Raw genomic sequence first — 25,621 nt, 5'->3', positions numbered from 1 at the left:
TTCTCGTGCCTTTCTGTTGCTCTTGCCTTGCTGCCGATTAGTCCAAACTAAAGTAGAGTAGACCTCTCTCCTAAATGGGTGGTGAATTTGAGGATAATGTTTTAGGCGGGGGATTGAATTTGATATCGCAAAAATAGTTCGTCCTCATGGTGGTAGAGCGATCGCAACTTCAGCTTAGGTAAATCGCCTGTTCCCATACCATAGCCCGCTCCTGCGATCACAGATGAATTTTCCACGCCACCCACAAGACGGGGCGAAAGGGTGAGAAATAACTCATCACACCATCCCTGAGAAATGAAGGCATAGTTAAGGGAGGGACCACCTTCAACTAGCAATCGTCGCACGCCAAACCGAGTAAATAATATGTGGAGCATTTCTCCTAAATCTACTTCGCCTGAAGCTGCCTCACCATTCGCACTATACGAAGTGTCATTCAATAATTGCACCACGATCGCCTTTTGAGACAACTGCCGCTCCACTGATTCCAGAGCAGATCCTCCTAAAAACACCACGCGCAAATCTCGACCTGCTGCCCAAAACTGGTGCTCTGCGGGTAGATTGCCACGATTGCTCACCACAATTCCCAAAGGCTGAGGATGGTCGGGAAAATGCAGCGATCGCTCTTCTGCTAACTCCTGCGGAATAGTGGGAATAAATGGATCGACTCGCAAGGTTCCCCCACCGACCAAAACACCATCAACCTGCGATCGTAAGCGCTGCATTAATTTGCGATCGGGTCTAGAACCTAAACCTGTAAGTTCGCCAGCATGGGTAGTTGCCTTGCCATCAACGCTAGACACCATATTAAAGACAATGTAAGGTCTCGTACGCGGTTCGCCTAACTGAAAAAAAGGGACTCCATCTATAGAAAATCCTAGTTCTTCAAAGGTGTAGATTAAATCGTGGGAAGTATAAAGACCGTTGAACATATGTAATTACCCAATTATTGTTTCAACAGTTTGATTGGTTGACCTTCTGCCTGCCATGTTTTACCATCCTCGGAAATCTTAAAGATAGTTGGCTCGCTGTTTTGAGGTGGTTTCTGACCGTTGGCGGTTTCCAGTTGCGAAATCACCTTCCTGCTATCTGGCTTGCTATCTAGCCTGAGAATGCCAGTAGTTTTGACTTCCTGCTGATCCAGTTTTAGCGTAGCTTCAAAGGAACCATCGGGCTTAATCGACCACTTTCCAGAAATATCTTTAATGCCCTGCTTTTGAACTGCTTGCATTGCCTCGTCGCCAAAACTGGTCTTGTACTCTCCTGCCAAAGACTCCAAGGTTAACGGAGCAACCTTAACATCTGTCTTTGGATCGCTTTTGCTTGGAGTGCTGTTCGTAGAAGCTTGAGGTGTAGGGTTAGATGGGGTTTGAGGTTTTGATGAAGCTGCGACTGAGGTTGGCAGTGGTGAGGGGAGATTTCCTGAAGTTTGTTGACAAGCTGTAAGGATGGTAGCAAAAGAACTGATGGCAGCGATGCCAAGCAGCTTATGAGTAACTTTGGGCTTTAACACTTAACTGATGTACTTTAGGTTAGTTTAGAGATTGCTATACCTGAGATCATAGCGTAGGAATAAAATTACTGAATCTAGAGGGTTTTGCCAGAGCTTATCCTCAATCCCCTACAATAAAAAAGTTAGCTCTGTAAGTACAACGACCAATGGTAACAACTACCACTTCAACCAATACGCTCAAATATTCGATCGTCGGAGCCAAACGCTTCAGTAATTATTGTTTTGCCATCATTGTTGCTGTAGGCGCTGTGGGCTTTCTTTTAGCTGGCTTATCTAGCTTTTTTCATATCAATCTTTTGCCCTCGGCTGAGCCACTTCAAATCGATTTTCTTCCTCAAGGATTGGCACTCAGTCTGTATGGCATTGCTGGGACATTGCTCGATCTCTATCTATGGTTCATCATTACCATTGACCTAGGTGGCGGCTTTAATGAATTTAGTCTCGATACAGGCAAAGTCCGCATCTTTAGGCAAGGCTACCCTGGTAAAAATAACCAAGTAGATTTTGAGTATGCGATCGCCGATGTCCAAGCTGTGCGAGTCGAAATTCGGAATGGACTTAGCCCCAAACGCGCCCTCTATCTCAAAGTCAAAGGCAAAGGCGATATTCCGCTCAGTGAAGTGGGACAACCGATCGCTTTAACAGCACTCGAAGACAGAGCCGCAGAATTAGCCAGATTTCTATCCGTACCGTTAGAAGGGCTTTAGAATAACTTCGCTTTTCGGTGTTTGATTGCTAGTTCGTTTGGGTACGATCTAAATCAAGTTTTTTCGATTGATTCGATCGAATTTTCAAGACAATTTGTCTTTGACACTCACATAACAACGTTCAGTTTGGATTTTAAATAAATATGTTGCGCCAAATCATTAGCTGCTTTTTAGTTTTTAGCGTTTTGCTATTAACTGCCTGTAGCGATCCTGGATTGTCATCTCCACCCAAAACTACACAATCTACCGAAGCACAGGCGAAAGCAACCCCAACTAAAGAACCGGTAAAACCCCCTGTTACAAATAAGACTTCTGAACCAACCGCGATCAAGGTTCCATCAAATCCGCTTACTGCCAAACTACCACAGCTAAACGGTAGTGCCACTGTGCAAATGAAGCTCAAATCTGGAACCGTGACGATTGAAGTCGATGGAAATAATGCCCCAATCACCGCAGGTAACTTTGTTGATTTGGTCAGTCGAGGTGTGTATAACGGCTTGACGTTTCATCGGGTTGTCAAAGATCCTTCTCCTTTTGTCGCCCAGGGTGGCGACCCTTTAGGCAATGGCACGGGTAGCTTTATTGACCCAGTTACAGCGCAGCCGCGTTATATCCCTTTAGAAATTCTCCCCGTAGGTAAAAACGAAGCAGTCTATGGTGAGATTTTGCCAGCGACCAACAAACCTAAATTACAACATTCGCGTGGGGCGATCGCAATGGCGCGATCGCAAATGCCAAACTCAGCCTCTTCGCAGTTTTACTTCGCCTTGGCTGACATTTATTTCCTCGATGGTTCCTATGCCGTATTTGGTTATGTGACCAATGGCATGGATTTGGTAGATGGTATTCAAGCTGGCGATCGCATTGAGTCTATGACGATTGTCAAAGGTGCTGAAAACCTCAAACAGCCTGCTTAAGTAAATTTGGTTTAAGTTCCTATGAAATAAAATAACCACTTAGAATGAAGCGTCATCATCGCTTCGCCACAAAAAATTCAAATCAGCAAGCCCTCTTGTAGGAGGGCTTGCTGATTTTGTGCTTAAGAAATGTTTGTATCCCTTTGCATTTTTCAGATTCAGGATGACCATTCAAGTAACTTTCAGGCAGTCAAGTGTGTATGTATAAAGTTTAGGAAGTTAGCATTTTAGATTTAGATAGATTACCCTCAAATGTTCGAGCGGTAGTGATGGTTAATGGATCGCTTTTTTTCGATAGAAAATCTGTATTCTCTTTCTATCGTTAGAGGTTTGTGAATAAATAAATTTTGATATATTACTAAATATCTAACTGAATAAGCACTATATCGTTTGTTAACTAATATTGCTAAATTATCTTGGTATACAAGAATGAACGTCCCCAATCGTCCGATCGATCTAAAAATAAACTTAGATAGCAAACTTAGAAGCTAGCGAATCGTTTAGCTTTTACTCAGCTAAATGACGATGAGCAAATATAGAAAATTTCATGGCAAGTGCCTCTCATTCCTAGCTCTCAACGATTCTTTTTAATTAGAGATCGTGACTTAATCGATCGAATTTGCTCAGATGATTTACAATCATATTTAACTGAGTTGACAAACTAGATATATTTTTTCTTGTTTTCTTTTAAACGCCCAGTCTAGATTAATTGATTTAAATTGACCGATTTACAAATGAAGAGCGATAATAAATTAATTATCTAAAATGAGAAAAAAATATCTACCGATTTGTTGACCGACTATTATATCTAAATGATTTCTTCAATGGATCTATAGATTGAGTTCGACAATAAAGATTGGAGAAATTAGAATTTCTCAGTCTAGGGGTTCTAGCAAGAATTTCTAAATCGTAATTAGTAATATAAACATTCGCTGTTCTGAATTAGTGACATTATTGATAACGCCATGAGTGATATTGTAACTGCTCCTTTAACGGGGAAAGCACTACTTCAAAAAGTCAAAGAATTTAATCACCTCCCCAAGCGTGAACAAGCAAAACGCTGTGGGTATTTTTCTCGTTCCAAAGATCTGCAAGAACGCGTCAATTTGACCGAATTTTATGAAGCGGTTTTGGCAGCAAGGGGCTATCCGATTAATCCCGAACAGCCTAAAGACGGGCGTGGGCGCGAACCTACCTATCGCGTCAGCGTGCACAAAAACGGGCAGATCGTGATTGGATCTACCTATACGCGCTCAATGGGTCTCAACGAAGGAGATGAGTTTGAGATTAAGTTGGGTTACAAGCACATTCATTTGATTCAACTGACCGAGGAAAAAGAAGTTGAAGAAGATGAGGAGTAAGGTTATCGTTTATCGGTTCATAGAGTAGCTACTCTAACCTTCTCTTAACTGACAACTGACAACTCTAAAAAAGTGAAAGTAAAATAGCAGAGGTATTGATGTTTGCTCTTTGCCTTTTATTTTTGAATCTTTATGCAGCTTGTTGATACGCACGTTCACGTTAACTTTAAGAATTTCGAACCCGATCTTGAGACGGTTCGATCGCGTTGGCAAGAGGTCGGAGTTACCCGATTGGTGCATTCTTGCGTTACTCCCAGTGAGTTTGAGCAGATTCAATCGATCGCCGATCGCTTTCCCGAAGTTAGTTTTGCGGTTGGGTTACATCCGCTCGATACCGATTTAAACGAAAAAGGCTGGCAACCTTCTGTGGGCGAACAAATTCACAACCTTGCCAAAAGCGATCCTAGGGTGGTCGCCATTGGCGAAACAGGGCTGGATTTTTTTAAAGCAGAAAATAAAACCGCACAGATCGCTGGCTTTACCGCCCAACTCCAAGTCGCGCATACGCTCGATTTACCAGTAATTATTCACTGTCGCGATGCGGCGATCGCGACGCGAGAAGTTTTAGAAGCATTTAACGCAGAAACTTCCAAGCCCGTAAAGGGGGTGATGCATTGCTGGGCAGGTACTCCAGAGGAAACCCAGTGGTTCCTCGATTTGGGCATGTATATTAGTTTTAGTGGGGTGGTCACATTCAAAAATGCCAAGACCCTGCAAGCAGCGGCTAAGATCGTACCGAGCGATCGCTTATTGATTGAAACAGATTGCCCTTTTCTTGCCCCCGTCCCAGAGCGTGGTAAGCGCAACGAGCCCGCTTATGTGCTGCATGTTGCCGAGAAATTGGCAGAGCTGCGCGGTGAGCCTTTAGCCGATTTAGCCGCTCAAACCACAGCAAATGCTTTCAAGCTGTTTAACCTGTCTTAGGATCGCGAACTAAATTACCTGCAATTCTAATGATTTAGAGTCATTATTTAGAATGCCCATTATTTCTAATGAACAGCACCTTAATAAATCCACGATCCTTAACTATTAGGAATGACAATTAAAGACAACTAAATAAGTTAAATTTACCTCCCCCTGCTGCTGCAACCTATGCAAATTTATCTCGACCATGGTGCCACCACGCCGACTAGACCAGAAGTCATTGACTTTATTGGGGAAGTCATGCGATCGCAGTGGGGCAACCCTTCTAGCCTACATGCATGGGGTGAAAGAGCAGCCATGACAATCGAGCGATCGCGCTTGCAGGTTGCCAGTTTAATTGGGGCAGAGCCAGAGGGAATTATCTTCACTTCAGGGGGAACTGAATCTGATAATTTGGCGTTGTTTGGGGTTGCTCGTAATTATTGCGTCCCTCAGCATGCGATCGTTTCTGCCGTGGAGCATTCGGCAATTAGCGAACCCGCTAAATTTCTAGAGCAAATGGGCTGGGAAATTACCCGTTTGCCTGTCGATCGCATGGGACGGGTGCATCCCAAAGATTTATCTGCCGCTCTGCGTCCTAATACGGTGTTGGTGTCGGTTATCTACGCCCAAAATGAGGTGGGAACGATCCAGCCCATTGAAAAATTGGGGCAAATTTGCCGCAACGCTGGAGTCTTATTTCATACCGATGCCGTACAAGCCGCAGGACGCTTGCCGATCGATCTGCGATCGCTCCCGATCGATCTGCTGTCGATTTCCAGCCATAAGCTCTACGGGCCGCAGGGAGTGGGGGCGTTATATGTTAATGCCACTGTCAAGAAATTGTTACCTTTGCTGATGGGGGGCGGTCAAGAGGAAGGACTTCGATCGGGAACGCAGGCGGTTGCTGCGATCGCGGGCTTTGGGCTAGCAGCAGATTTGGCACAGCAAGAACTAGTTGGTGAATTCGAGCGCTTGATGGGTCTGCGCGATCGCTTATTCCATCAACTAAAGGATATTCCCGATTTAGAACCGACGGGAGATTATGATTTCGCCGAAAAAGGAGGAGGGGCAAATCGTCTGCCGCATCATCTCAGTTTTTGTCACCCCTATCTTAACGGTCGCCGCCTGGTCACCGCCTTAAATTTGGCTGGAATTGCCATCAGTTCGGGTTCTGCCTGTAGTAGTGGTAGCCTCGTCCCAAGTTCTACGTTACTGGCGATGGGCTTTAATCAAGCGCAGGCTCTGGGAAGTATTCGTCTCACATTGGGCAGGGACACGACAGAGGCGGATGTAGACTGGACGGCACTGGTTCTGCGACAGGTCATCGAGCGAGAATTGATGCGATGAGTTTAGTGCGATGAGTTTAGTGGATACGATCGCAGCGATCGCTACGGCGATAGTGCCTCAACAGGGCAGTGTGGGAATTGTGCGGCTTTCAGGTAGTCAGGCGGAAGCGATCGCCAAAACCATTTTTCACGCCCCCGGCAATCAAGCTTGGGAGAGCCATCGCATTCTCTACGGTCATGTGCGAAATCCCAGCAACTATGCGACTGTTGATGAAAGCTTGTTGTTACTGATGAAAGCTCCCCGTTCCTACACCCGCGAGGATGTCGTGGAATTTCACTGCCATGGCGGCATTATGGCGGTGCAACAGGTACTAAATCTCTGTTTAGAGCAGGGAGCGCGATTAGCCCAACCTGGTGAATTTAGTTTGCGGGCATTTCTAAATGGACGCATCGATCTGACCCAAGCCGAGAGCATTCAGGATTTGGTCGGGGCAAAATCGCCCCAAGCGGCTCAAACGGCGATCGCTTCACTGCAAGGCAAGTTAGCCCAGTCCTTAAAACTGCTGAGAACCAAGTGCGTGGAGATTCTGGCAGAAATCGAAGCGCGCGTTGACTTTGAGGATGATCTACCGCCTTTAGATCGAGATTGGGTGATTTCAGAAATTCAACAGGTTGCCACTTCTGCCCAACATATTCTCGCCACAGCCGATCGCGGCGAATTATTGCGATCGGGCTTAAAAGTAGCGATCGTCGGAAGACCCAACGTCGGCAAATCAAGTTTGCTAAATGCCTGGAGCCGCAGCGATCGCGCCATCGTCACCGACCTGCCCGGAACCACCCGCGATGTGGTCGATTCTCAACTGGTGGTGGGTGGAATTCCAATTCAAGTGCTGGATACGGCTGGTATCCGCGCCACAGAGGATGTGGTGGAAAAAATTGGCGTGGCGCGATCGCAGCAAGCGGCGCAAACGGCCGATCTGGTGTTACTGGTGATCGATGCGCAGACAGGTTGGCTAGATCGCGATCGCGACATCTACAACTTAATTCAAGATCGCCCTGTGATTCTGGTTGTGAATAAAATCGATTTGCTCTCAGATCGCAATGGAATGCTCACCGCTGAGTTTCAGCAAATTCAATTCCAGCAAATCGTTAAAACTGCTGCCGCCCATCAACAGGGAATTGAGGAATTGGAAGCGGCAATTCTCAACTGTGTGAATCAGACGAATTTGAATGCTGCCAATCTTGAGATTGCGATTAACCAAAGACAAAAAGCCTGCCTGCTCAGAGCCGTGCAAGCTTTAGAAAAAGTGCAAGAAGCGATCGCCGATCGCTTACCGCTCGATTTTTGGACGATTGACCTGAGAACAGCTATTCATGCGATCGGCGAAATCACTGGGGAAGAGGTGACAGAATCGCTCTTAGACCAAATCTTTAGCCGTTTTTGTATTGGTAAATAGAACGCTGATTATTTGCAAGGGGGAAGTTTTGCTTTAGCATCTCGAGACCCATCTTGACCGCTGCTACCTGAAGTTCCGCCGCGATCGACTCCTCCTGAGACAGGCGCAGGGAGCGAAGCCGTTACATTGAGCGCAGGCTTCTTATCCTTATCTGGATCGCAAGTATCGATATTAGAAGCAGTTTGGACTTCAGCAGTTCTAGCAGCAGCAACAGCTCCATCGGTTGGTGTGGTTGCAAGCACCCCAGTCGAAGCATTGGTCAAACTTGGATTAGCAGTAAACGACTGATCGGATACCAGAACCAATAAATTCGGTGGAATATTGGTTGCACCTAAACCGATCGCGCCTTCAATGCCACTGCCTGTAGCTGGAAGCGGATCGATCGCCCCACCTGGTGTGATTTTAGAAAACCTAAACGACGTATCTTTTGTAATCGTAATTGAGATAATTAATGGGTCGGAAGCTGCACCTGCTAAAATTCTTGGTTGGAGGTCATTCGGTAAAGTCAACTGAATTCTCCGAGGTGGAGGTGTTGATGCTGCATTATTTGGTTGTCCACCCGTAAAAGCGACAATACTCATTGGGATGCTATTTGCCGCACCTCCCTGTAAATTTTGAGGACCAGTAATTGGGTTAATTGCTCTAAAACTACCTGCACTGATTGTAATTGGACTGTCAGTCACTGGAGTGACACCGGCTGTATAGCCTGCTTGTAAATATCCATTCACAACAATGCTTCCATTGTTTGCAGTTAGCATTAAACTCCCGACATTTGTATTCGTGTCGTATGCCTCAATACTACCCGTAGTAATGTTCCCAAGTGCGCTCGTTAACACTACATTTGCTCCTTTGATCGCAGTCGCAAAATAGTTACTAGGTTGTGTGGGTGTAGTGATGTCATTCTTAGCGGTCAAGGTAACATTTCCACTTCCTGCAATGATTTTACCAAGGCTAAGATTTGCTCCTGAGATTGTCAGGTTACGGCTTCCAGTGTTGATTGTATCTGTAGATCTCATTGAGAAATTGCCAACACCATTATTATCGGCATCAGCCTTAAAAGTAATCGAACCACCTGGATCAAAAGAGAAAGTTAAAAATCCATCTGTTACAAGTGGTTGGATCGTAATGTTATTGGATGCCTCTAACAATACATTTGTCCCCGCAGCTATCCCTTCTAACTCTGACTCAAAGATCGTTGTAGGGATAGCATCACCAATGAGAACCTGTCCGTTATCGCCTGTGACATTATTCCCAAAAGCAGTTGTTAGAGCCCCATTATCGTCTCCATCGCTATTTCCATCTTGGATTGTGATGTTAACTGGATCGAGAAGTAGTGTTCCCTTATTTCCATTGGGGGCAAGCGTGCTAACGCTGCCGCGAAATACCAAGGTATCTTTCCCAGATACTTCCACAAATCCGCCATTACCTGTTTGAGTTCCACCCAGAGCTGAGATGCGACCGTAGAAAGAATTTTTATTGTCTGCCCAAGCAATTACACGCCCACCATTCCCACTATGCAGTGCATCCGCAATAATTGTCGAATCTAGACTGACATAGGTGAATTGAGCATTGGGGACAGTGCCTTTGCCTTGGTAGTCACCACCAATCAAAACCGTACCGCCACCTGTCAATCCTGAGGCATCGATCTTTGCCCCCACCAATCCGACATTCGTACCTAGAATATGAATCGTGCCGCCAAGTGAGGCAGAGGAAGAAACATCGAGATTGCCTGAAGCGATCGCTGTGCCAGTTTGCGTTGGAACTGCAACACTATTTGGCAATACCACTTGTCCCAAAGTATTGACAGATAAGCCAGTAACCGCAGCAAGATCGGGTCTGCCTGTAAGCAAAGTTGGGAGATCGGTAGCTTGAATTGGCTTACTATTGGCGGTTAGCTCCTCTTTATCAGCCACAGGTAGGTCTAAACTCAATAAGCTCCCTGTTTGACTGATACGAACGTACTTGCCATTCTCAACGGCAGCGATCGTGATTTTGCCCGTAGGTGCGGCGATCGTGCCTGTATTAATTACTGTTCCACCCACTAACGTGATACTCTGTCCTTCCTTAACCGAAAGGTTGCCAGCGTTGACGATCGCTCCCCCTGTTGTATTTGAAACTGTCCCTCCCACAGGAACGGGATTAGCAAAACCAAAACTATTCGGCGTTCCCGTAAGGGTTTTGATCGCATCCACACTGGTATTGATGCCAAACCAACCATTCCCAACCTGAATTCCATTCGCAGTTGTGGCGGTAAAAGCGGCGGGAACATTTAAACTGGCATTCGCGCCAAAGATAATCCCCGCAGGATTCATGATGTAGAGATTGGAGTTACCACCCGTGAGTTGAATTAAGCCGTTGATTACAGACGGATCGCCACCCACAACGCGACTGAGAATATTCTGAATGCTGGGATTTGAGAGAAAATTAGCAATTTGTCCCCGATCTAACCCAAACTGCTGAAAACTATGGAAAAGATTCGCACCTGCCTGTGTACCCCCACCGATATCAAATCTGTTGCCTTGTTGGGTAACATTTGTACCAAGGTCGTTGGCTGGAATAATTGACTGTGCCGAGGCTTGCCTAATTTCGGAAATTCCTGAAATTCCTACAAGTTGGGAAAGGGTAGCGATCGCAAGTAAGGGCAAGATGGTCTTATTCACAGGTATAGCTCCTCTCAGTTTGTACAATTTTACCCATCTAGCGGTTGTTTATCCTCAGCCTTTTAGCGGTGATTTAAGGAATTTATCAGAAATATCATGTTAAATTCATGTCAAACGCGGATTGAGATGCAGTTTGAGACAATGTTTACAGTCAACACTTTAAAACATACTTCTTCCGTTTGCTAGCAAAACTCCGATGGATCGCATTTAAGTTTTTAATCAGAAGCCGAAAAGTCAGACTGATAGCTAGCAGCCTGTAAGCGAAACATTTTTTCATAGAGACCTCCTAAGGCGATTAGTTCCGCATGGGTTCCAACTTCCACAATTTGACCTTTATCGAGAACCACAATCCGATCGGCCATTTGTACCGTAGAGAAACGGTGGCTGACGAGGAAGGTCATCTTCCCTTTGGTGAGTTGGCGAAACCTTTGAAATAGATCGTGTTCTGCGATCGCATCCACAGCCGCTGTTGGTTCGTCGAGAATGAGAATTTGGGCTGAGGTCATAAATGCTCTTGCCAGACCGATTTTCTGCCACTGTCCGCCTGAGAGTTCGATGCCACCCGAAAAAATTTTACCCAAAATGGTTTGATAGCCGCGATCGAGCGCCGCGATCGTATCCGTTGCTCCCGCATCGGTTGCTGCTTTTTGAATGCGGTCTTGATTTTCACGTTCCTTGAGATCGCCAAAGCCAATATTATTTTCCACACTCAGGGAGTAACGCGCAAAATCTTGAAATAGCACGCCGACTTGAGCGCGAAGTTCGCTTAAGTCAAATTCTTGCAAAGGAATATCGTCAATCGTAATCTCTCCTGCATCGATATCGTAAAAGCGCGTGAGTAGTTTGAGTAGCGTTGTCTTGCCCGAGCCATTAATACCCACTAAAGCAATACATTCATTGGGCTGTACCGTAAGGTTGATATTTTGGAGAACGGGTTCGCTTGCTCCCCCATAGGTAAAGCTGACGTTACGCAAAACCAATCCCGATCGCATTGGGATGGGGAATTTCTTGGGGAACTTCTCAAAAGTATGACTGACTACCTGCGGTTTGAGATTCAAAAACTCGAAATATTGGGAAACATAGAGGTTGTATTCATAAATGGTCGCGATATTTTGCAGAATTCCTTGAATCGCAGTTTGAGCCTGTTGAAACGCTCCTGCATACATGGTCAGATCGCCCACCGTAATCAGTCCCCGTACTGCCTGCCAAATCACCAAAGCATAAGCACCATAAAACCCAATACTTGCGACAATCCCAATGCCTACACGGGCTAATGCCTGTTGAAGTGCCAATTTCTTAGATTCTTGATTAAAGCGATCGCGAATCTCACGATATTCCTTTAAGAAGTAATCTCCCAAATTAAAGAGACGAACTTCCTTCGCAAAAGCTGGATCCGTCAAAATTTCGCCGAAATAGTCAGCCAGACGTTTGCTTTGGGTTTGGCGACGCAGCATCCAAAAGCGCCGACTGGAATAGCGTACGCCTACCCAAAAAGTGGGGAGAGAAGTTAAAAGTAGCAACACAACCACCAAGGGGCTAAACCGTAACAAAAGGGATACGAGCCCTGCAAAGCCAATCAGTTGTCCTGCCAGTTGTGTGAGATTCCCAATCACGCGGAGAGGATAAAAACTGCCACTTTGCTGCGCTCGGTTGAGCGTGTCATAAAACGCGGCGGACTCAAAATGGGCTAGATCCAATTTGGTTGCCTGTTCCAAGAGAATGCCATTGGCATAGAGGGAAAAGCGATCGCTGAGAACCTGCGAAACAAAGGCATTCCCCTGCTGAAGAGCCTCTTGGAGCAATGCCAGACCCAGCCCTAGACCAGCTAGCCCCAATAGGGGCACAATGTCTAAGTTTGACGTACCGATCGCATGAATCACGCGATCGACAATCAACTTGGTGACATAGAGCTGTGCCACGGGAATTAATGCCCCCATCACGGTCAAAGCCAAATTTAGCAATAACCAACCCGATGCTGCCTGCCAAACCAGCCGCATTAATTTGGGCATGTTGCTCAGCAAAGACGACAGTTTCGTCGAGCTAGGGGTCTGGGGGCGAGAATGATGCATAGGATTCGGGCGATCGGGACTGAAAAGGGGGAATTGTTCAATGTAGCAAGAACTTGGAGGCTACGCACTCTTAGAAAGTTGTATTAAAAACTTCTCATTACATAAATTAGCTGTCCCAGCAGCCCGATCGCTACAGTTCCAATCACCGCAAGCAGATCCTGTAATCCAGCGGGTTGAACTTCCATAATGGGTGGAACTTCTTTTAACCCCCGTGACATCATCGCCTGATAAATGCGTTCTCCGCGATCGTAGGTGCGAACGAACATTACCCCAATCATGTTCCCAATCACTTGACGTTGCCACGCGCGTTGTTGGGCATTTCCACGCCATAGTTTATGGCTGGCAAAGTTTCGCGAAGCCGCTGCCCGTCGCATCGCGTTAAATTCTTCAATTAAAACGCTGAGATAGCGATGCATAGATGCCAAAATCGCCACCAGTAGAGATGGCACTCGCAGCACGCGCAAAGCATGGAGCAGCATCGGCACAGAGGTCGTCATCGTTAAAATATTGAGCATGAGCAGAGATAGAAATGCTTTAAGTGCGACGCTTCCTAATATGGTCAAACCTTGGGTTGTAATCTGCAACCATCCCCAAGCCCAAACGACTTCACCACTTTTTTGAAACAAGGTTCCTAAAAGCACTACCCCAATAAAGGACGACTCGATCGCCAAACGCTGTAAAAGTTTCAGCAGCTTCACCCCACTGAGTGGGACGATCGCGCTCAGCCAAATTCCATAAAATAGCCAAGTCCACCAGTGCCCGTTGGGAGTCAAGGCGATCGCAAAAACTGCCAGAAACACGCATAGAACTCTTGTGGGAGGCGTGAGATATTTCCAAGAAGCGATGGGAAGATTGCTAGTCTGGCTCTCTTCGGTATTTAGATGAGATGCACCAATATGCAGCAATAGCATGAGCTTAAGCCTTTACACCGATCGCCTGTGGACACCCTATTCAACAGGTCGATCGGGTCGATCTGCTGCGATCGTCGCATCTTTACCCCGCACCGTTAGTTTACCAATGCCCAAGGCAATGCCAAATGTAGTTAACGTGCCAATTAAGCCAGCAATCGCTGTCGCAACTTTCTCATCGGGAATCCCTTTAACGGAATATTCTTCAAATACCGCACGGAAGGGTAACTGTTTAGCTGGTGTATTCTCTGCGGCTTTTTCTTCAAATTTTAGATCTTTAGAGACTCGATCTAGACCATCGGGATCTTTACTGGCAAAGGGAGATAAGAAGATCGCAATGGTTAATGCTACACCAAGCCCTGCTAGGGCAAAAATATGATTTTTTTTCATGATGGGAAAAAAGGTAAGAGGGGAGTGGGAAGATAGGTATTTAGTTCTTAGAGATAGATTCCAAACTATTCATTTTCCGCAACCAATGGACGATCGTAGAGTAGGTCGGGACGAGTACGCCAAATGAAACTGAGGGCAGCTAGGGTAATCAGGGCTTCACCAATACCGATAATTAAATGCCAAGACACCATCGCTACAAATGCTACAGCGAGCGGTACTGTCTCCGAAAAGCCTAATTCTAAAGCACATAGGATCGATGCAAGTACAACACTTGTCCAAGAAGCGATCGCGACACCAATACTCATGCCATACCAGGTGTTTCGACCAAACAAAAAGCGAATGCTGCGATAAAGGTAATAGCCCCCAAATGTGCCAATTAAGCCCATATTTACAACATTGGCTCCTAGGACGGTCAAACCACCATCTTGGAACATCACCGACTGTACGATAAAGACAACAGCCATCACCAAAGAACCAGCCCAAGGGCCTAACAAGGCTCCTGCCAAGGTACCGCCCAGTAAATGTCCCGATGTCCCACCGGGAATTGGGAAGTTAATCATTTGAGTGGCAAAGATAAATGCCGCACATACACCCATCAAGGGTACAGCCCGTTCTTGAGATTCGGCTTGTACCTTTACCAATGCCAGCGCAATCAAGGCGATCGCGATCGCCCAAGTCACCAAGCTGACGGGTAAACTCAAAAATCCATCTGGGATATGCATCGCCAGATGGATCGATAAAGCAGGATGAAACATCTGTACCTCTTAGTTCAGCTATCAGCGATTTGTTACTCTATCCTAATTTTTCTGGCGGATATTGTATAGAGTGCTTTACTGAAGTGTGAGGAAATCTCGATCGCGGATGGTTTGGTTTAACCTGCGATCGCTTTTTCGGGTTTTACTTCCAACTGCTTCACGCGTTCTTCTTCTGCCCAATAAGCAGTTAACTGCTCCTCAATTTGGGTGCGGACAATTTCGCGATATTCCATAAAGTGCTCGTTATGGGCACAGACAATCAAATAGTGCTCCCACACCGCAGGATTGCGTTTGATCACGCTAAAGAGATGATGCCAGAACTTCCAGCGGGTTTCGCGCTTGATCCCTTGACGCCATACAATAATCGCCAGTGCGCGCAGATCGATTAGCGTCGGTAACTTGGCAGGAACCTTAACTCTTGGCGCGCCTAACTTAAGAAAATAGCTATAAACGCGATCGAGATAGGCATTGGGTTCGTAAAGTTCGCAAAATGCTTCCACATATTCACGGGCAATCTCTTCGACGGGACGCGTCGGCACAAAGTTCATCAGGGTGGTTTGATTGAGGTTGCCATTGGTGCTGCGCAAGCGTCCTTCTTTTTCGAGACGATGCCAAAGCGCCGTATGGGGCAGAGCCTGTAACATGGCAAAGGTGGTGGTCGGAATACCCGTCAGTTCGGCAAAGCGCACGATGCGATCGCCTGCCCCAGACTTTTCCCCATCAAACCCAATGATAAAGCCTGCCATTACCCGCAATCCAGTTTTGGTGATTGCTTCTACGGCTTCTAATAGCGAAGAGCGCGTATTTTGAAATTTTTTGGTGAGTTGTAAGCTGTCTTCGTCGGGGGTTTCAATCCCAAGGAACACGGCATCAAAGTAGCAGTCCATCATCAGATCCATCAGTTCTTGGTCGGCGGCAAGGTCAACGGATGCTTCGGTATTGAAACGGAAAGGATATTCATGCTCCTGCTGCCAAATTTTTAATGCCTCTAGCAGTAACTTGACATTCCGTTTATTGCCAATGAAGTTGTCATCGACCATAAATACACCCCGTCGCCACCCTAGCTCGTAGAGGTAGTCGAGTTCGGCAAGAAGTTGTGCTGGTGTTTTAGTACGAGGTTTGCGTCCATACAGCACGATGATGTCGCAAAACTCGCACTGGAAGGGGCATCCGCGCGAGAACTGTACCGACATGGAGTCGTAGGCGTCAAACTCAAGCAGGTCAAAGCGGGGAACGGGCGTGCTCGTGACATCGGGCTTCTCTTGAGTGCGGAAAATGCCGCTGGTTTCACCCTTGGCGATCGCTTCCACAAACATGGGGAGCGTGATTTCACCTTCGTCCAAAATTAGATAATCTACACCTGCAGTTTGAGGAACCTCAGGCATAGAGGTGGGATAGGGGCCACCGCAGGCAACCCTCTTACCCCGCCGTTTTGCTTCTTGAATGATTGCCAGCAGGTCATCTTTTTGCACGATCATGGCAGATAGGATCACCAAATCTGCCCATGCCCACTCGGCTTCAGTAATGTTGCGAACGTTGCGATCGACCAGTTTAAATTCCCATGCTTGCGGCAAAATTGCTGCTACCGTGATTAACCCCAATGGAGGCAGCAAAACCTTCCGATTTACCAACTCCAAGATTTTCTCGTAAGACCAAAATGTTTTGGGAAAAAGCGGGTAAACCAATAAAACGCGCATTATTTTTTTGGGTAATTTGGGTTATCAACACAAGCAGGGGCAAGTTAACCATCGACATTAGGCTTCGTCTTACATAGCTGTTGGAAATCCAGTGCGAATATCCTCAACTAAACCGTCACGCAATACAATCTCAACTTGCATCATAGCAATTAGATTATCACCCTTGCTCAAAGGGAAAAAGCTATCTAACTGACCTTGGTTAACTTCTTGCTCTAATTCCAAGACTTGGACTTGGCTTAATTGTTGCAAAAGTTGATTTTTTTGCTCTAGAAATTCTGATTTGCGACGATTCACCTCAAGCCGAATTTCTTCGATTTCCCGCACGACATCGGGGCCTGGGGGCTTAATGCTTTGTCTTTCAATCTCGGCAATCATACGGGTACCTTGAGCCTCGATTTGCTGGATTTGCGCATCAAACTGAGCGATTTGGGCTTGAAGTTGCTGCTGCATTTCGTCTTTCCAGCGCGGTGTCACAATTACCTTGATGTTGGCTGTGCGCTTGAGTAAAAGCTGGTTAGAAAAATCTATAGAACCCATAGTTTGCATCAGATTAGGTAAACATCTTGTCAATAATATCTCGGTAACGCTCCGTTACAACATTGCGCCGAATTTTAAACGTTTGCGTCATCATACCGTTGGCGATCGCCATCGGTTCGGGCAAAAACGCAAACATGCCAATCCGATCGTTCACACTGTAACCAGGGCGGTTTTTTACCTCGCGATTCAATTCTTCCCGATATAGAGCCTGAACTTTCTGCTCGTTCTGAATTAGGGGTAATGCCTCTTGCAGTTCTGCCTCTGGTGGGATCAAACCTTCAGCTTTTAGGGTTTCTAAGTTGGGCACGATCAGTGCGCCCAATTGCTTTTGGTCTTGACCGACCAGGACAATCTGATCGATATAAGCGCTGCGGAGACAGGCGTTTTCAATGGATTGGGGCTCGATATTCTCTCCATTGGTGAGTACAATCGTGTCCTTGGCACGTCCAGTAATAATCAGATCGTCGCGATCGCTGACCCAACCCAGATCGCCCGTATCAAACCAACCGTCAGGATCGATCGCCTTGGCTGTCCCTTGAGGATTTTTATAATAGCCCTGCATGATCTGAGACCCACGCAGCATCACCAATCCCTTTTGCCCCACGGGTAATGGCTTTTGGGTATCTAGATCGACAATCTTGGTCTCAGTCTGGGGTAAGGGTTGTCCGTCAGCGCCCCGCAAGTTGCGATCGAGGCGACGTACATGGGTGATCGGAGAGGTCTCGGTTAAACCATAGCCTCCCAAAATCTGAATATTGACGATTTCGTAAAAATCTTCTAAATGGTCGGGAATCGAACCGCCCCCACTCACGATGATTTTAAATGCCCCACCCGTAGCTTCTCGCACTTTTTGATAGACGAGTTTGTCCCCTAATTTATGTAGCCCAAACAGCGCTACCATTTTGATGCCTGCCCACAGGCGCTGCCCCAGCGATGGGTGCAGATTTTCTAAACTCAAGCCCTGCACAATGCGACGCGCCAAAATGTACTGTAGGCTGGTTGCCAGAAAAAAGTTGACAAGTCGTTGCTTGCTGGCAGGCTGTTCGCGAAATTGCTTTTGAATGCCCTCATAAATTGATTCCCAAAGACGGGGTACAGCCACCATGTAATGCGGTTTGAATTGCTTGAGATCTTTTTTGATCGATCGCAGGTTGGTATAGGTCTGGGTACAGCCTTGCGAAAAAATAAAATACTCAAAGGTACGTCCATAGGAATGCCAAGTGGGCAGAATGCTCAGAACCCTCTCGCCTGCTTGGATTTGCACCACTGTTAACGCCCCATTAATTTCATAGATAAAATTGCCGTGGGAAAGCATTACCCCCTTAGGATTGCCACTCGTTCCAGAGGTATAAATCAGCGTGGCAAGGGTATCGCGGGTAATGGGCGGATTTCCTAGATCGCGATCGCTACCTTTTTGGAGCAGTTGAGAAAAATTTAAAGCGCCATCGGGGGGCGTTTCATCGGACAGCAGAATAATCGACTTGACAGGCAAGGTTTGTAGCTCTGGCTGAAGCTTTTTTAAGGTCGCCAAATCCTCGACTACGATCGCAGTGCTATCGCTATGCTCAATGATGTAAAGCAACTCTTGGCGTTCTGCCTGCGAACTGCGGGTGGCATCGGCGGCTCCGATCGCTAAAATTCCTTGATCGGCAATCAACCAGCGCGATGAGTTATCGGCAATCAAGGCTACCTTGTCCCCAAACTGAATGCCCTGCGATCGCAAACCCGCCCCGAAAGCTGAGATTTGTTCGACAACTTGTTTATAGGTAAGTCTGACTTCAGGCTTGGCATGGGCATCGATGACGGCGATCGTATCAGGATAGGCTTGAGCCGTTTTTTCCCACACTTGCCAGAGACTATTGGCATTAGCGTGATTTAACACCTTAGAGTTGTGCATAATTTTCGAGAATGTAATTGAAATCCATCAATTCAAAGTTGAAGTGCAAGCGATCGCGTAATTCCAAAATAGGTATTGTCTATTGACAGTCAGGCAGACTGTAGGACAAATCTCATCGGATTGCTGTAACTGAATATCAGTATTCTAGAAAAGGGCAATTTATGCAGCCATCTGTGTGCCACTTCTCAAACTATCCCATTTGGTTGGGATTCGCGGGTTTAGCTAGACGGTTTTAACCCAAGCAATTTTATGGATTTGGAAACCAAGCATATCTTGCTATTATCGGTTCTGAAAGTATTTAGCTCAGTTAAGCGATCGGGGAAGAATGTAGACCAATGGCAATCTCTAAAACAGTCAAAACTCGGCGAATTGTTGTCGGCATTATCTGTATAGCACTATTTTTTAGTGCTTTCTTTTTGGCGTTATATGCTTATCAAAACGATCTAACTCAACGCTCCAGTGGGTATAGCTTTGGGGTAGATGAAAAAGAGCCTAATCGGATCTCATTACCGATTGCTCTTTTAGCTGTAGACCCGATTAAAGGCGATCTGTCGATCCGAATTACCCCAATCCCCCATGGTAGTTTTGCGATCGGAGATACGGTGGCGATGAGTACCGATCTTAACTTCAACGTCAGTATCGAAGGCGGCAAGGGTGACATTCAACTTAAAAAGAAAAAAATTCCGCCATCCGTAGATGGCACGCTGAGTTTGTTTAACGGGCGTGTCACAGACTATCCCTTTGACACGCATGAAGCTGAAATTTATCTCTACTTTTCAAACCCCAAAGACGAGAAACAGAGTATACCTATGGAGGTTGACTTTATTGGGGCATTGCCAGGTTACATCATTGATACCGACATCATCAAAGGATTTGACTCAGCGGAAGAGATTGGCATAAAGATCAAAATTTCAAGATCGATTATCACCAAAGCTTTTGCCATGTTTATGTTAGTGGCAATGTGGATAGTACCTTTAGCAGTGCTAGTCATGGCTTTAGCAGTGCTGTTACAAAAACGTCCGGCTGAGATAGGCATGTTTGCTTACATGGGTGCTTTGCTGTTTGTTTTGCCTGCGGTTCGCAACATTCAACCCGGTATCCCACCTGTGGGAACGCTTACGGATTTCTTATCTTTCTTTTGGGCAGAGCTTTTGGTAGCGATCTCGCAAATGATTATCTTCTACTGCTGGCTTACCCGATATAAAGTCAAGGATTCATAAGTTATACAAGCATCTGCATAGTTTGAGAAACCAAGGGGGGCACAAGTGTAGCCCCCTATTTCTTTGGAATTTTGGGTACAGCCATGAGCCTCTAGTTTTTCCAAGCCCGCAGTTGCCAATAGACCAGCGCCAGCACACCAATAAGCAACACGATCGCAGCAGCAGCCGCATAGCCAAAGTCAAATAAACCAAAGGCTTGTTCGTAAACGTAGTAAACCAGAATATTTGTGGCATTGAGCGGTCCCCCACCTGTGACGACGTAAACCTGCTCAAAACTGCGAAACGTAAAAATTAGGGTAGAGATTGCCACAAAGACTGTCGTGGGGCGCAGTCCGGGCAGGGTAATATACCAAAACTTTGCCACTGGATTTGCCCCATCCAACTCGGCAGCTTCGTAGCGGTTTTGGGGAATCGCTTGCAATCCCGCCAAAAACACCACCATATTGAATCCCAATTGCTTCCAAATACTCAATAAAATTAAAACCAGCATTGCCAAGCTAGGGTTGTTAAACCAAGCAAGGGGAGGTTTGAGTCCCAATAAGCCATCGATCGCACCATCAGGTTGAAATAACCAACGCCAGCCTAAACCCGCTGCCACGATCGAAACCACTGAGGGCAAAAAGTAAAGCGATCGCAATACGCTCCGTCCGACAAAACTGCGATCGAGCAATACGGCTAGCACCAAAGGCACAACCACACTAGGAACTGCCGTGGCGATCGTGAAATAGACAGTATTTCCCAAAACCTGCCAAAAGTCGGGGCTTTGCACCAAGCGCAAATAATTATTTAGACCGACCCAGCGTACACCCGCTAACGTAAAGTGCCCTGCTGTAACGCTGAGGTAAAACAGATACAGAATGGGAAACAGCACAAATGCACCCAGCAATAACAAACTGGGTGCAAGAAATAACCAAGCTGAATTAGACTCGCGATCGAGCCAATTACTCAGCATTACCAGAGACCACGTACAGGTTCATCATATTTTGCTGGGGTAGTTACAGCAGGAGGAATAGTTGGGACTTCTGATTTCTCAACTACGATATCTTTTTTCTGATAGAAGGACATAGAGCCAACTACAGGAATGGTAGAGAAACAGCAAATGTCTTTGTACCAAAGACGCGAACCCCAACGCAAACCACGACTAGCAGGGCTCTCTACAGCAGAACAACCAACGCGGGTTTGACCATAGGCAAAATCATCTAACCCCAAAACAGCTTTATCATCGGTATCAACATATCCAGAGCCGAGTTTGCCTTGGATTACATTACGGTTGAAAAGAAAAGCTGTTTTACCAACCTGAAGGTCGTACTTTGAGAACATCCAATCGGGCACATAATAATCATTCAACTCTCCTTTATCGTTTTTAAACGTAACTATATTTCCAGGAGAGATTTTTTGAATGACTTGAGGAACAGTACTGTCTAGAAACACTTCTTCTGCTTGCGCGATCGCAGGTACCGCAGTAACAGCAACAGCAGCAAGAATTAACGAACCAACATGAATTTTTTTCATGGATTAATAGACCCCAACACCTAATCTACATCAACCACAAGAATATCACGAATAGCATTATTAGTCGTTAAAATTACGCTTAAAACTGAGCAGAGACATGGATGTTACGTCATAATTTGTCATTTACAATCACTTCTTACAACTTAATTACTATTTAATGCCATTAGTTCAGATGTCTGTCTTAATCAGGATTTAATTATTTGTCAAGTAAGTAAAATGGAATTGACAGGAAAATTGCATGTTTCTTTATGTAAACAAAGCATAGGAGGCACGAGTTTTTACGGATTGCAGAATTTGTATTTAAATGCTTTGCTCTAGTCCAAAACTTCAATCGACTGATTGAATTGATTGAATTCATCGATTGAATTGATTGAATTGGTTGAGTTTCTATAGCAATTCGTCATGATTCATTAGCAATGTTTCTCTGACTAAATGTTTCTATGGCTATTAGGAACGTAGAGGTAATTCATGAATTGCCCTATATACAAATCAAATCGGATTGCTATGTGACTCAAGTTTCTCTTTAGCAAAGCGACAGTCTAAAAACAAGCATTTCTCTAAATATTAAGTAATAGTTAAGTAGCAAAAATATTTATGAATATTCTAGAAAGCTTGAGCATGGCGGGTAAAACCCTTGCCACCAATCGATTGCGCAGTGGGTTAACCATGCTGGGAATTATCATTGGTAATGCCTCTGTAATTATCATGGTTGGTGTGGGCGAAGGAGCCAAGAAGTATGCCTCCCAACAGTTTCAGACGCTTGGTACGGATGTGATTTTTATCATCCCTGGTTCCGATAATGCGCGCCGCAATGCCATCAGTCCACCCAATCGCCTCGTTCTCGCTGATGCGGATGCGATCGCATCTCAAGTCCCAACTGTCCGTGAAGTTGCACCCCAAATCAGCAGTTCCGAACTGATTGTTTCAGTTCAATCTACCGAACGTGCCACGCTCATCGGTACTGTCCCCGAATATCAAACCGTGAGAAATGCCCCAACTTGTCTCGGGCGATTTTTTGCAAAGGACGACCTCAAGCGCAATGCTCGCGTTGTTACCATCGGCGCGGAGATGGTTAAGAAGTTATTTAAGAGCTATTACCCAGAGCCCAAAGACTCAAAAGAGAAAGTGGATGCATGCAAGCCAGTAGGAGGTAGCCCTATCGGTCAGCAAGTCAGAATTCGCGGTGCTAGCTACGAAATTATCGGCATCATGGATGCCAAGGGGGCTTCCCTAGGAACTAACCAAGACGATACGCTCTTTATGCCTTTCACGACGATTGTTGGAAATATTGTCGGACGTACATCACCTTACGGAATTGCGGTAACAGTGATTAATGTTTCAGCTAAGAGCAATGATGCCGTCGATGCCGCAGAATTTCAAATCACCAACTTGTTGAAGCAACGTCATAAATCCCTTGACGCAAAAGCGGAAGAGACTTTTACGATCCGCAGTCAAAAAGATGCACTGGAAATTGTGGGAAATATTACGGGTGCGCTGACGATCATGCTGGCTGCGATCGCGAGTATTTCACTATTGGTCGGCGGCATTGGCATTATGAATATCATGCTGGTATCGGTGACAGAACGCACCCAAGAAATCGGACTGCGGAAAGCGATCGGGGCTTCGCAAAGTGATATTTTGGTGCAGTTTATTATCGAGGCAGTGATTCTCTCTGTGGCTGGGGGCTTGTTTGGTACGGCGATCGGTGTAGGTGGAATTTTATTGGTCGCAGCTTTCACACCTTTGCAAGCAGGGGTTTCGGGCGGTGCAATTATGCTCGCTGTCGGAGTTTCAGGAGCGATCGGTCTATTTTTTGGTGTTGTCCCCGCTCAGCAAGCCGCTAAACTCGATCCAATTGTGGCATTGAGAAGTATTTAATTGTTTTCAGTTATCGGTCTTCTGTATCAATCCCAAGAATCCTGATAACTGATAACCAAATTACCAGTCACCCATTACAAAGAAATGATTCCTAATTCTCAACAAACTGCGATCGCGGAAGTTCCCAATCCCCAACATGAAATTATTAGGCTGGAGGATGTCAGTAAGCTGTATGGTGCTGGGGATACCCTGGTGAAGGCTTTGGATCGTGTCAATTTACTGGTGGTTGAAGGTGAGTACTGTGCGATCATGGGCGCATCGGGTTCTGGCAAATCTACGGTGATGAATATCATTGGCTGTTTAGATCGACCTTCTTCGGGGCATTATTTTCTGGATGGGCAAGATGTTTCCGACTTGTCAGAAGATCAGTTGGCGAAAACCCGCAATCTCAAAATTGGTTTTGTATTCCAGCAATATCATCTCTTGCAACAGCTCTCAGCCTTGGAAAATGTGATGTTGCCCATGGCCTATGCGAATGTGAAAAATAAAGAACAACGCGATCGCGCTGCGGAAGCGCTAATCCGTGTAGGCATGGGCCATCGACTCAATAACAAACCCAATCAAATGTCGGGCGGACAGCAGCAAAGGGTAGCCATTGCCAGAGCGATCGTCAATCGACCTGTGATGTTACTAGCAGATGAGCCTACGGGTGCGTTAGATTCCCGCACGACTCAAGAAGTGATCGATCTGTTTGGCGAACTGAATGCCAGTGGCATTACGGTGGTAATCGTTACCCACGAATCTGAAGTCGCTCGTCACAGTCGCCGCATCGTCTGGTTCCAAGATGGACAGGTGATTCATGCCAATCTCAGTCCTCAAGATTTAGGACATGTTCTATAAGGAAGTAAAGCCGTGAATAGATCCGATCGCGAAAATTTGGCATTATCTGACGAAATTCCCGCAGAAATTTCTGAAGCTTTGCAGCTTGGTTTACAGCAACTCCTGCAAGGACAAGAATCTGAGGCACAGTTTACTTGGATGTCAGTGATGGCAATGGCAGAGCCAGAGCAGATGGAAGTTTGGACAGAGGAACTTGTTAGGATTTTGGATGCTGAAGCGATCGCCCGCGAAGTTACCAAGGATTTTCCACTTACCAGAGTCATCCGTCAGTATATTTACGAATTCTCAAGCGATCGCTTTGACAATCTATGCAGTTTGGTTTGGTTATCCTTGGAATTGGATATCTTTTCGTCAGAAGTCAAAGCCTATCTATTGACACTCACTCAGATTGTCCTATCTGCGGATATTGAAGACATGCTTGAGGCAAGTCAGATCCTTATGGATATCGCTAGTAAATTGTTGGGCATCCATCCATTTCACGATTTGATCGAACTGGTGATCGAGAAGTTTGAGGGAGTTTCTGAATTCCAGACAGAGCTTTTAGAGATTCGCAAGCAACTCTCTTCCACCTACTACCAACTTGGCACGGGTCAATATCAGCAACAACAATTTGCACCAGCCTTTAGAAGCTTTCAAAAGGTTCTAGAACTCTCTGTCGATCTCACCGAACCCCATCGAGCTGACTTGAATTTTAATTGCGGCGTTACCCTAGCCAAACAGAAAAAATTTGAGGATGCGATCGCTTTTTTCCAAGCAGCACTTACCTCCAATCCTAACCTGACATCAGCCCAGCAGCAACTGTCAAAAGCAAAATATGAAGTGCATATGGCGATCGCGGGCTATCAATTTACCCAAGACTGGTTTAGCTGGAATATTCCGACTTGGGAAGTTTATTTCAGCAAATTTAGGAATATGCCTCACCTCAATTTTTTGGAAGTGGGCTGTTGGGAAGGCAGAGCTACCTGTTGGCTACTAGAAAACGTTCTGACTGCGCCTACGCATGCGATTACCTGCATTGATACCTTTGCTGGTGAAGATTACTTAAATCTCGAACAAAATTACGCCAATTCAAGGATGAAATGCAACGCCTAGAGATCTTTGCGTAAAGGGACTC

General features: G+C 45.9%; 22 protein-coding genes. 10 read left to right on the top strand and 12 right to left on the bottom strand.

Annotated features, from left to right (window positions below):
• Positions 1 to 101 precede the first annotated feature (101 nt).
• Together V2H45_RS16745 and V2H45_RS16740 are read right to left on the bottom strand one after the other, a co-directional pair.
• Positions 102 to 929, bottom strand: coding sequence for a RibD family protein (locus V2H45_RS16745; RefSeq protein WP_330484805.1), 828 nt, complete (start codon positions 927 to 929; stop codon positions 102 to 104).
• Between the two features lie 14 nt (positions 930 to 943).
• Entirely contained in the window at positions 944 to 1,510 is a 567-nt protein-coding gene (locus V2H45_RS16740) for a hypothetical protein (RefSeq protein WP_330484804.1), read from the bottom strand.
• Positions 1,511 to 1,656: 146 nt separating this feature from the next.
• Here V2H45_RS16740 and V2H45_RS16735 point away from each other — a divergent pair, with 146 nt between their 5' ends.
• The 6 genes from V2H45_RS16735 (at position 1,657) to mnmE (ending at position 8,144) form a co-directional block, all read left to right on the top strand.
• Positions 1,657 to 2,217, top strand: a complete 561-nt coding sequence (locus tag V2H45_RS16735) for a photosystem I assembly protein Ycf4 (RefSeq protein WP_330484803.1) — start codon at positions 1,657 to 1,659, stop codon at positions 2,215 to 2,217.
• Positions 2,218 to 2,360: 143 nt separating this feature from the next.
• Positions 2,361 to 3,134: a peptidylprolyl isomerase gene (locus tag V2H45_RS16730; RefSeq protein WP_330484802.1), complete on the top strand. Its 774-nt coding sequence runs from the start codon at positions 2,361 to 2,363 to the stop codon at positions 3,132 to 3,134.
• A 965-nt stretch (positions 3,135 to 4,099) separates the two neighbouring features.
• Positions 4,100 to 4,495 carry an AbrB family transcriptional regulator gene (locus V2H45_RS16725; protein ID WP_330484801.1) on the top strand — a complete coding sequence of 132 codons (396 nt, stop codon included), beginning with the start codon at positions 4,100 to 4,102 and terminating at the stop codon, positions 4,493 to 4,495.
• Between the two features lie 132 nt (positions 4,496 to 4,627).
• Complete coding sequence (locus tag V2H45_RS16720) at positions 4,628 to 5,419, top strand: TatD family hydrolase (RefSeq protein WP_330484800.1); 792 nt, start codon at positions 4,628 to 4,630, stop codon at positions 5,417 to 5,419.
• Between the two features lie 168 nt (positions 5,420 to 5,587).
• Entirely contained in the window at positions 5,588 to 6,748 is a 1,161-nt protein-coding gene (locus V2H45_RS16715; protein ID WP_330484799.1) for a cysteine desulfurase family protein, read from the top strand.
• 10 nt (positions 6,749 to 6,758) lie between these two features.
• Positions 6,759 to 8,144, top strand: a complete 1,386-nt coding sequence (gene mnmE / locus V2H45_RS16710; RefSeq protein WP_330484798.1) for a tRNA uridine-5-carboxymethylaminomethyl(34) synthesis GTPase MnmE — start codon at positions 6,759 to 6,761, stop codon at positions 8,142 to 8,144.
• An 8-nt stretch (positions 8,145 to 8,152) separates the two neighbouring features.
• Here the strand turns inward: mnmE and V2H45_RS16705 are convergent, their stop codons facing one another.
• The 8 genes from V2H45_RS16705 to V2H45_RS16670 all read right to left on the bottom strand — a co-directional run bounded on the left by V2H45_RS16705 (position 8,153) and on the right by V2H45_RS16670 (position 19,057).
• Positions 8,153 to 10,804, bottom strand: a complete 2,652-nt coding sequence (locus tag V2H45_RS16705; RefSeq protein WP_330484797.1) for a two-partner secretion domain-containing protein — start codon at positions 10,802 to 10,804, stop codon at positions 8,153 to 8,155.
• A 215-nt stretch (positions 10,805 to 11,019) separates the two neighbouring features.
• Entirely contained in the window at positions 11,020 to 12,873 is a 1,854-nt protein-coding gene (locus tag V2H45_RS16700) for an ABC transporter ATP-binding protein (RefSeq protein WP_330484796.1), read from the bottom strand.
• 83 nt (positions 12,874 to 12,956) lie between these two features.
• A complete protein-coding gene (gene cbiQ, locus V2H45_RS16695) occupies positions 12,957 to 13,784 on the bottom strand; it encodes a cobalt ECF transporter T component CbiQ (RefSeq protein WP_330484795.1) in 828 nt (275 codons plus the stop codon).
• A gap of 36 nt (positions 13,785 to 13,820) precedes the next feature.
• A complete protein-coding gene (locus V2H45_RS16690; RefSeq protein ID WP_330484794.1) occupies positions 13,821 to 14,171 on the bottom strand; it encodes a PDGLE domain-containing protein in 351 nt (116 codons plus the stop codon).
• A gap of 65 nt (positions 14,172 to 14,236) precedes the next feature.
• Complete coding sequence (locus V2H45_RS16685) at positions 14,237 to 14,926, bottom strand: energy-coupling factor ABC transporter permease (protein WP_330484793.1); 690 nt, start codon at positions 14,924 to 14,926, stop codon at positions 14,237 to 14,239.
• A 116-nt stretch (positions 14,927 to 15,042) separates the two neighbouring features.
• Positions 15,043 to 16,623: a B12-binding domain-containing radical SAM protein gene (locus V2H45_RS16680; protein WP_330484792.1), complete on the bottom strand. Its 1,581-nt coding sequence runs from the start codon at positions 16,621 to 16,623 to the stop codon at positions 15,043 to 15,045.
• Between the two features lie 69 nt (positions 16,624 to 16,692).
• Positions 16,693 to 17,160 carry a YlqD family protein gene (locus V2H45_RS16675; RefSeq protein WP_408648808.1) on the bottom strand — a complete coding sequence of 156 codons (468 nt, stop codon included), beginning with the start codon at positions 17,158 to 17,160 and terminating at the stop codon, positions 16,693 to 16,695.
• A gap of 13 nt (positions 17,161 to 17,173) precedes the next feature.
• A complete protein-coding gene (locus V2H45_RS16670; protein ID WP_330484791.1) occupies positions 17,174 to 19,057 on the bottom strand; it encodes an AMP-dependent synthetase/ligase in 1,884 nt (627 codons plus the stop codon).
• A gap of 335 nt (positions 19,058 to 19,392) precedes the next feature.
• Between V2H45_RS16670 and V2H45_RS16665 the strand changes: the two genes are divergently transcribed.
• The gene (locus V2H45_RS16665) at positions 19,393 to 20,277 is read left to right on the top strand and encodes a DUF4436 family protein (RefSeq protein ID WP_330484790.1); all 885 of its coding nucleotides are present in this window, start codon (positions 19,393 to 19,395) and stop codon (positions 20,275 to 20,277) included.
• A 91-nt stretch (positions 20,278 to 20,368) separates the two neighbouring features.
• Here the strand turns inward: V2H45_RS16665 and V2H45_RS16660 are convergent, their stop codons facing one another.
• The gene (locus V2H45_RS16660; protein ID WP_330484789.1) at positions 20,369 to 21,229 is read right to left on the bottom strand and encodes a carbohydrate ABC transporter permease; all 861 of its coding nucleotides are present in this window, start codon (positions 21,227 to 21,229) and stop codon (positions 20,369 to 20,371) included.
• Positions 21,229 to 21,789, bottom strand: coding sequence for a hypothetical protein (locus V2H45_RS16655; RefSeq protein ID WP_330484788.1), 561 nt, complete (start codon positions 21,787 to 21,789; stop codon positions 21,229 to 21,231). The genes V2H45_RS16660 and V2H45_RS16655 overlap by 1 nt, the downstream gene beginning before the upstream one ends.
• A 594-nt stretch (positions 21,790 to 22,383) precedes the next feature.
• Between V2H45_RS16655 and V2H45_RS16650 the strand changes: the two genes are divergently transcribed.
• The 3 genes from V2H45_RS16650 (at position 22,384) to V2H45_RS16640 (ending at position 25,599) form a co-directional block, all read left to right on the top strand.
• Positions 22,384 to 23,667 (top strand): ABC transporter permease, encoded by a 1,284-nt coding sequence (locus V2H45_RS16650; protein ID WP_330484787.1) that lies wholly within the window; start codon positions 22,384 to 22,386, stop codon positions 23,665 to 23,667.
• 84 nt (positions 23,668 to 23,751) lie between these two features.
• Positions 23,752 to 24,507: an ABC transporter ATP-binding protein gene (locus V2H45_RS16645; RefSeq protein ID WP_330484786.1), complete on the top strand. Its 756-nt coding sequence runs from the start codon at positions 23,752 to 23,754 to the stop codon at positions 24,505 to 24,507.
• Positions 24,508 to 24,519: 12 nt separating this feature from the next.
• Positions 24,520 to 25,599 (top strand): class I SAM-dependent methyltransferase, encoded by a 1,080-nt coding sequence (locus V2H45_RS16640; RefSeq protein ID WP_330484785.1) that lies wholly within the window; start codon positions 24,520 to 24,522, stop codon positions 25,597 to 25,599.
• Positions 25,600 to 25,621 lie beyond the last annotated feature (22 nt).

It is taken from the genome of Tumidithrix elongata BACA0141 (genome assembly GCF_036349135.1).
Taxonomy (GTDB): Bacteria; Cyanobacteriota; Cyanobacteriia; order Pseudanabaenales; family Pseudanabaenaceae; genus Tumidithrix; species Tumidithrix elongata.
The sequence above is the reverse complement of the archived record's forward strand: the minus strand, read 5'-3'. Positions and strand labels throughout refer to the sequence as shown.

Excerpts from the sequence above, each read along its gene's own strand:
- V2H45_RS16745 (WP_330484805.1), bottom strand. The coding sequence starts at position 929 with ATGTTCAACGGTCTTTATACTTCCCACGATTTAATCTACACCTTTGAA.
- V2H45_RS16735 (WP_330484803.1), top strand. The coding sequence starts at position 1,657 with ATGGTAACAACTACCACTTCAACCAATACGCTCAAATATTCGATCGTC.
- V2H45_RS16730 (WP_330484802.1), top strand. The coding sequence starts at position 2,361 with ATGTTGCGCCAAATCATTAGCTGCTTTTTAGTTTTTAGCGTTTTGCTA.
- V2H45_RS16725 (WP_330484801.1), top strand. The coding sequence starts at position 4,100 with ATGAGTGATATTGTAACTGCTCCTTTAACGGGGAAAGCACTACTTCAA.
- V2H45_RS16720 (WP_330484800.1), top strand. The coding sequence starts at position 4,628 with ATGCAGCTTGTTGATACGCACGTTCACGTTAACTTTAAGAATTTCGAA.
- V2H45_RS16715 (WP_330484799.1), top strand. The coding sequence starts at position 5,588 with ATGCAAATTTATCTCGACCATGGTGCCACCACGCCGACTAGACCAGAA.
- mnmE (WP_330484798.1), top strand. The coding sequence starts at position 6,759 with ATGAGTTTAGTGGATACGATCGCAGCGATCGCTACGGCGATAGTGCCT.
- V2H45_RS16700 (WP_330484796.1), bottom strand. The coding sequence starts at position 12,873 with ATGCATCATTCTCGCCCCCAGACCCCTAGCTCGACGAAACTGTCGTCT.
- cbiQ (WP_330484795.1), bottom strand. The coding sequence starts at position 13,784 with ATGCTATTGCTGCATATTGGTGCATCTCATCTAAATACCGAAGAGAGC.
- V2H45_RS16690 (WP_330484794.1), bottom strand. The coding sequence starts at position 14,171 with ATGAAAAAAAATCATATTTTTGCCCTAGCAGGGCTTGGTGTAGCATTA.
- V2H45_RS16685 (WP_330484793.1), bottom strand. The coding sequence starts at position 14,926 with ATGTTTCATCCTGCTTTATCGATCCATCTGGCGATGCATATCCCAGAT.
- V2H45_RS16680 (WP_330484792.1), bottom strand. The coding sequence starts at position 16,623 with ATGCGCGTTTTATTGGTTTACCCGCTTTTTCCCAAAACATTTTGGTCT.
- V2H45_RS16675 (WP_408648808.1), bottom strand. The coding sequence starts at position 17,160 with ATGGGTTCTATAGATTTTTCTAACCAGCTTTTACTCAAGCGCACAGCC.
- V2H45_RS16670 (WP_330484791.1), bottom strand. The coding sequence starts at position 19,057 with ATGCACAACTCTAAGGTGTTAAATCACGCTAATGCCAATAGTCTCTGG.
- V2H45_RS16665 (WP_330484790.1), top strand. The coding sequence starts at position 19,393 with ATGGCAATCTCTAAAACAGTCAAAACTCGGCGAATTGTTGTCGGCATT.
- V2H45_RS16660 (WP_330484789.1), bottom strand. The coding sequence starts at position 21,229 with ATGCTGAGTAATTGGCTCGATCGCGAGTCTAATTCAGCTTGGTTATTT.
- V2H45_RS16655 (WP_330484788.1), bottom strand. The coding sequence starts at position 21,789 with ATGAAAAAAATTCATGTTGGTTCGTTAATTCTTGCTGCTGTTGCTGTT.
- V2H45_RS16650 (WP_330484787.1), top strand. The coding sequence starts at position 22,384 with ATGAATATTCTAGAAAGCTTGAGCATGGCGGGTAAAACCCTTGCCACC.
- V2H45_RS16645 (WP_330484786.1), top strand. The coding sequence starts at position 23,752 with ATGATTCCTAATTCTCAACAAACTGCGATCGCGGAAGTTCCCAATCCC.